Source organism: Anaerobacterium chartisolvens (assembly GCF_003337415.1).
GTDB classification, from domain to species: domain Bacteria; phylum Bacillota; class Clostridia; order Acetivibrionales; family DSM-27016; genus Anaerobacterium; species Anaerobacterium chartisolvens.
This window is the reverse complement of sequence record NZ_QPJT01000038.1, coordinates 1-7,178: the sequence shown is the minus strand read 5'-3', so window position 1 is coordinate 7,178 and position 7,178 is coordinate 1. Positions and strand designations below refer to the sequence as shown.

3 protein-coding genes are annotated in these 7,178 nt (G+C 41.7%); all 3 read right to left on the bottom strand.

Annotated features, from left to right (window positions below):
- The coding region (locus DFR58_RS20000) for a cohesin domain-containing protein (RefSeq protein WP_170138247.1) at positions 1-3,374 on the bottom strand (3,374 nt) is incomplete at its 3' end.
- Between the two features lie 1,357 nt (positions 3,375-4,731).
- Positions 4,732-5,010: an acyl carrier protein gene (locus DFR58_RS19995; RefSeq protein WP_114300016.1), complete on the bottom strand. Its 279-nt coding sequence runs from the start codon at positions 5,008-5,010 to the stop codon at positions 4,732-4,734.
- A 26-nt stretch (positions 5,011-5,036) separates the two neighbouring features.
- Positions 5,037-7,178 (bottom strand): AMP-binding protein (locus DFR58_RS19990; protein ID WP_147273219.1); only part of this gene is annotated, 2,142 nt, incomplete at its 5' end.

Genomic DNA, 7,178 nt, shown 5'->3' with positions numbered 1-7,178 from the left:
GCATATGCAAAGTTTACTGCAGCATTCTTTACTATGCTGCCCGCGGTTACATCCGCTACCTCAAGAAGGCTGGTGTCAAACCCGAGCTTGAAGTCACAGTTGCCTATGCTGCTTGCAGGTACTGCCGCAAAGCTTACAGGTATTGTTACCTCTTCACCTGATTTGCCTTCGCCTGCGCCTATTGTTACTTTAAATTCGTCAACTACATCCTTGGGGTTTATTACAACACTTCCCGGTATGAATTTAGCTTCTATAGCCTTTAAGTCCTTATCTGCAAATGCTCCTATGGACTTTAAGGTTACAGGAGTTGTAGTTTTGGCTGTAACACTCTTTAATTTGAATTTGATGTTTGCGAATATTCCGTCGGTGGATATAAGCTCGCTGCCTATTGTGTTGTCAAGGAACAGGAAGCTTATTGTGCCAGTGCTTGTGTTTACGGCATATGCAAAGTTTACTGCAGCATTCTTTACTATGCTGCCCGCGGTTACATCCGCTACCTCAAGAAGGCTGGTGTCAAACCCGAGCTTGAAGTCACAGTTGCCTATGCTGCTTGCAGGTACTGCCGCAAAGCTTACAGGTATTGTTACCTCTTCACCTGATTTGCCTTCGCCTGTGCCTATTGTTACATTTAATCCGTCTCCAGGAGTGGAGTCAATAATATTGATTACAAGCGATGCAGCCTTCCCCGCACTGAAGGTAAAGGTCAGTGTCTGCGTGGTGCCTGCCGCAAATTTGCTAAGATACGACTTGCTTATCTTTACAGTGCTTCCCGACAAGGTATAGTCAGTGCCTGCAACAAGAGCTGTCGATCCGTTCTTTATGCTTACCAGCGTGTTTCCGTTTAAGGTCATTGTTGTGGAAACATCAGCAGGAACATACTTGTCAAAGGTTGCGGTTGTGGGAGCGATTGTGGAATCCACTTCCCCATCACTAGGGTTTATTACAACGCTTCCCGGTGTGAATTCTGCTTCTATAGCCTTTAAATCCTTATCTGCAAACGCGCCTATGGACTTTAAGGTTACAGGAGTTGTAGTCTTGACTGTAACGCTCTTTAATTTGAATTTGATGTTTGCGAATATTCCGTCGGTGGTTATAAGCTCACTGCCTATTGTGTTGTCAAGGAACAGGAAGCTTATTGTCCCGGTGCTTGTGTTTACTGCATATGCAAAGTTTACTGCAGCATTCTTTACTATGCTGCCCGCGGTTACATCCGCTACCTCAAGAAGGCTGGTGTCAAACCCGAGCTTGAAGTCGCAGTTGCCTATGCTGCTTGCAGGTACTCCAGCAAAGCTTACGGGTATTGTTACCTCTTCACCCGATTTGCCTTCGCCAGAGCCTATATTAACCTTCAGCCCTTCTGTCGGGTTCGGGTTTATAGTAACGCTTCCCGGTATGAATTTAGCGGTAATAGGCTTTAAGTCCTTGTCTGCAAACGCGCCCAAAGACTTTAAGGTTACAGGCGTTGTAGTCTTGGCTGTAACACTCTTTAATTTGAATTTAATGTTTGCAAATATTCCGTCGGTTGATATAAGCTCGCTGCCTATTGTGTTGTCAAGGAACAGGAAGCTTATTGTACCGGTGGTGGTGTTTACTGCATATGCAAAGTTTACTGCAGCATTCTTTACTATGTTGCCCGCGGTTACATCCGCTACCTCAAGAAGGCTGGTATCAAACCCAAGCTTGAAGTCGCAGTTGCCTATGCTTGTTGCAGGTACTCCCGCAAAGCTTACGGGTATTGTTACCGTATCTCCCGGTTTGCCTTCGCCTGTACCTATTGTTACATTTAATCCGTCTCCAGGAGTGGAGTCAATAATATTGATTACAAGCGATGCAGCCTTCCCCGCACTGAAGGTAAAGGTCAGTGTCTGCGTGGTGCCTGCCGCAAATTTGCTAAGATACGACTTGCTTATCTTTACAGTGCTTCCCGACAATGTATAGTCAGTGCCTGCAACAAGAGCTGTCGATCCGTTCTTTATGCTTACCAATGTATTTCCGTTAAAGGTTATTGTTGTCGATACATCCGCCGGTACATACTTGTCAAAGGTTGCAGATGCAGGACTGATGGTAGAATCCTTGTCCCCTCCGCCTATAGGCTCTACTCCATAAACAAGAGCGCCGTTTATGTAAGCGGTTACCTTTGTCCAGTCAACCGGGCTGGTTGCCGAAGCATTGTAAGAATAGTCATTGGTCTGAGTATAATTGCTCCAGTCATCCTTTGAGAATCTCACCTGTACCTCAGCACTCTGGCCGGCAGCCAAGGTCCCAGCTCCGCTTTTAAAGCCTATCTCAACATAATAATCCGCAGTTGCGGCAGTAGTAGACATTTTTACGAATGTTCCGGTTACATTGGCTCCGTCTACCGAAGACCAGTCACACCAGAAATTCTGGCTTCTTTCACCGTCAATGGTGTAATAGTACCTGAGTTTTACCTGTGACAGATCTATTCCTGTGCTTCCGGTATTAGTAAGAACAAACTTAGGAGAAATACCGCCAGTCGTAGCAGAGGTGTTCATATTGAAGGTCTTTACCGATAAATTTCCGGTAGGAGTTACAGAGCTGTCTATAACGTTTACAGTCAGCTTGGGATCATTTCCCGCGCTGAAATCAAACGTCAGGGTTGCCGCACCTATAGCCAGAGTAGAAAGATAGCTCTGCTTTAAGGTTACGGTATTACCCGATACGGTATAATGTGTGCCTGCCGTCAGACCGCTTATCCCTATAAACGTATTGCTTTTAGGATTTAACGTAATGGCAATATCAGCAGGAGTCTTTTTGTCAAAGGTTACAGACGTCGGAGATATTGTTGAATCGTTAATTCCCCCGCCTCCCAGACCAGTACCCCATACAAGAGTGGACCCTATGTAAGCGTCAACCTTATTCCAGTCAACAGGACTTGAAGCTGAGGCATTGAACGAATAATCATTTGACTGGTTGTAGTTGCTCCAGTCCGACTTTGCAAACCGGGCCTGCACCTGAGCGCTCTGCCCCGCAGCCAATACGCCCGCACTGCCTGTAAAGCCTATCTCAAGATAATAGTCTGCGCCCGTTACAGGGGTATTCATTTTTACAAAATTCCCGGTTACGTTCGCGCCTCCCACAGAAGACCAGTCGCACCAGAAGTTTTGTGCCTTTTCTCCGTCAATAGTATAATAATACCTTATCTTGACATCAGAGAGCGATATAGCTGTTCCTGTGGTGTTCGTCAATACAAATTGCGGTTGAATTCCGCTTGTATCAACCGCCTTGTTGCCATTGTACATCTGTACCTTTAAGTCTCCCTGCTGAGCGGCCAAGCCTACTAATGATTGTGAAAAGACTAAAGACAGTACCAATGCAACTACCAAAATGACGGAACAAATTCTTTTTTTCCTCATCTTATCCATCCTTTCCTTAACCTAAATATTTTAAAGTTTCATATCAGGCCTTGCCCTATTAAGCATAAATAGAGCATAGTCTTTTTTTGTAAAGCCATATCTCCCCCTTTCTGTTTTTATATTATGAAATGCAAAAACGCCATAGATCAAAGATACACCCTTACACATTAATCAATAATGACTAAAACATGAATTGTTCATCATCCCCCCTTAATGCTAAGAGCTATCTTTTACCACATGGCAATTCAGCCATTTCGCTACTCTTGTTAAACCTTCAACCTTTCCTTAAAACAGCGGAATTGCTCTGTTTTAAAACGCAGCCCCAGAGCTGGAATCTTTTGTACACTTTTTATAACATACATAGCAGTCCGCACCTTTTAAATTTATATATAAAATTAAAGAACCTTTGTCCCTTAATTTAAAAGCTTTTTAAAGTGGAATTTGAAAGCCACGCCTAAAATTTACCCTTCAGATTTTTTAAGATAAAAAGTTGATGTGTGTGAACTCCGTATAGAGAGCTAAAGTGTAACTATTATTGGTTTGATGTATGAAGTGTAAATAAAATTTGAAATCAAAGCTTACATTATCTTACTGTAAATAATATTGTAAAACAAATGTGGATTTATCCAAAGAAAGCAGTATGGTCGCAAAGCAAATATAATATGGTATACATACAGTAGTATTACTCTCCTGTCATCAGTTAGTTATAATACTCTTTTTCATAACGATAATTAGTATTTTTCTGTCTGAACCTTGAGCTGTCTGTCTTTGTCATCTTTTGAAAAGTATTGTCATTAACCTATATTTATACTACCATATAATGTTTTTACTGTAAACGGAGTGCATATAAGTAAGCAAATATATCAACCTTTATGCAAAATTATACACACATTTATCTTATATTTTTTAATGCCTGTACTACTTGGATCCACCTCCCCCCAAATATCTTTAGAGGCCCTAAAGGTGCTATTTAAACCAACTTCCGCCGTCATCGGCGTTCTTTGTTCCGTCAACCTTGCCTCTATATTTTCATTTAAATCTGTGCAAATAACGTATGTAAAATATTGCTGTCATAAAGAATACAAATTTATGCTTTCAATGCTATTTTACGCCAATATATGCTATGGAATACTTCACTGATAAATTATATATTACTACCTATATATTTAGCAATAAAGATTTTACATGGAGGATATAGTTTGATGGAAGAAATTTTTTTGACCCGTAAGGAATACATCTAAGAAAAGCGCCTGATGACATACCCGTGAGACATTTCCCCGCAAGGCGTCTTTTCGTTGCTATTAAAAATTTCTGTAAGCAATTATATCCTCCATGTTTGTAAAATCTTTATTGCATCCTATATATCATCTTTGGATAACTGTCTTGTATTAACATACTCCACTATAGTTCCTATGTTTGGGAATTTCTCCATGTTAAGATCTTCATCCTCGAACTCAAATCCAAATTCATTCTCTATTTCAACAGCTATTTTAATAAACGATACAGAATTTATGCCTAAAACCTCTAAGTTGTCTTTAGAGCTAAGATTACCCGCCTGATCACCAAATTTCACATTTTCACTTAAAATTTTTATAAGCTTCTTTTCAATTCCGTATTTATCTTCATAATTTTCCATTAGTTTAATTCTCCTTCTAAAGCATTTTAGTGGTGTTTAACAAGCACTGAATCTTTTTGGTCCAAACCGCAAAGAAAATTCACATACTGCTCTTCAAGAAAGCAGAGTTCCTCCAGCTTTTGAATGGAGGATAGTATTGCACTCTCCCTGTATACGGAGGAATACATATATTTTGCTACCACTCTTCTTATATCTGTCCAGCTTTTTATTACAGCATCAATTAAATCTAAAACCGGCGAGTTTTCTCCCAGCATTCCCACAAGCTTGTATCTTTCGACCCTCTTCGAGCTGATAATGTCATTTATTCCTTGAGTAAACTCCTCCGCACTGTCTTTTAGAGTTTCCTCCCGCAGTACCGTATCTCTGTAATCCTCTCTGAAAAGCTTCAAGCCTTCCAGATGGTGCAACACCAGTTCTCTGCTGTTTAAGGCGTTTAGCTTAAAGTCTTTAGTATAGTGTCCTGTATTATCCCTTTGTGCAAATTCAAACCCACAGCATGGAAAAAGCTCCTCATCCTCACCACTAAAGAAATTTTCCATAAAGCCGTTATGTGATGTCGTAAGCTCATCATAGCTTATAAGCTGCTTTTCATAATTAAGATTCTCCATATGAATATGCTCTATAATATTAAAGATTCTTTTTGTTTTGTTATACCCGTAGACAAGCCATGTATGCTCAAGATGCCTTTTTAGGTACATATCCTTCCTTATGGGAGCGTAATAGCAATCAACCCAAAGCACCACCGGCTTGCCTCTGTCGATTGACTCCTCTATATTATCAGTTATGCTGCCTCCATATTGGCATTTATCCATTCTTATACCGCACCTCTCCATTATGTCGGTTATAGGTTCACGAGGTATATAGTCGGTGCTCAGCTTCATTTTTGCTTTGCCGTGGGAATAGTTATACACCAAAATATCATTTGCGAGAAAAGGCATAACTCCTATACCGAAATGTATTGCAACAGGAAATGCCGAGTTATAGAAGCAATTTTTATAGAATATCTCGTTAAATGGCTCTATACCCTTAATTATTTTAGTGTTTTCATGCATTTCCGAATCACTCTCTTCTTCACGTGGCATCGCTGTGCTGCCGGCGTTTTGCACAGAAGCATTTTCAACGCTGTCTCCTTGTATGAAAAGTGCCATTTTCCTTATAGTTCTGTATTTAAATATAGATGCGTTGTCTATAAAGAAGCCTTGCTTCTCAAGCTCTGTCTCAAGCTTTATTATAAGCAGGGAATTCCCTCCAACATCAAAAAAATCGTTATTTACTCCTATACCCTTTATTCCCAGAACATTCTCCCATATCAAAGCAAGCCTTCGTTCAATTTCGCTCTCCGGTTTTTCATAACCATCCTCTGCTTTTATACCTTCGGTTGGCTTGGGAAGCGCACTTCTATTGACCTTTCCGTTTGGAGTCAGCGGAAGCCCGTCAAGCTGTATAAAGAATGAAGGAATCATGTAATTGGGCAGCTTATTTTCGAGGGATTGCTTAAGCTCCGCAGAAGAAATTTTTCTGTCTGATACAAAATATGCGCACAGATACTTCCCGCTGCCGGCATTTTCCCCCACGGCCACCACTGCCTCCTTTATATTTTCAAGCTCTAAAATTCTGGCCTCAATCTCCTCCGGCTCTATCCTGTAGCCCCTTATTTTGACCTGCTGGTCTATCCTCCCAAGGCACTGCAGCCTTCCGTCGGGCAAATATTTTGCAAGGTCCCCCGTCCTGTACATCCTCTCGCCCTCAAAAAACGGATCGGGCAGGAATTTTTGTTCGGTAAGCTCTCTCCTGCCTAAGTACCCTCTTGCAACCCCATCTCCCGATATGCAAAGCTCACCGTGTACACCCACAGGCTTCAGCCTGCCGTGTGCATCCAGTATATATATCCTTGTGTTGGCTATTGCACTCCCTATATCTACAGGCCTTTTTGCGTCAAGCAGCGATACCGACGACCACACCGTTGTCTCAGTCGGGCCGTACATGTTGTATATCTCCGCTTCTGTATGCTTTCTAAGCTCGCTTACGAGGCTCTCGGGCACCGCTTCCCCTCCTATCATTACAGTCCTCAAACCCTTAAGGCACGACAGGCTGCTGCTCCCCGTAAGCAGAAGCTGCATCCTTGAAGGAGTCATTTGCAGCATGTCCACTTTATTTATGTCTATTAC

Bases quoted from the DNA above. Each gene is read 5' to 3' on its own strand.
- DFR58_RS19995 (WP_114300016.1), bottom strand. From the start codon at position 5,010: ATGGAAAATTATGAAGATAAATACGGAATTGAAAAGAAGCTTATAAAA.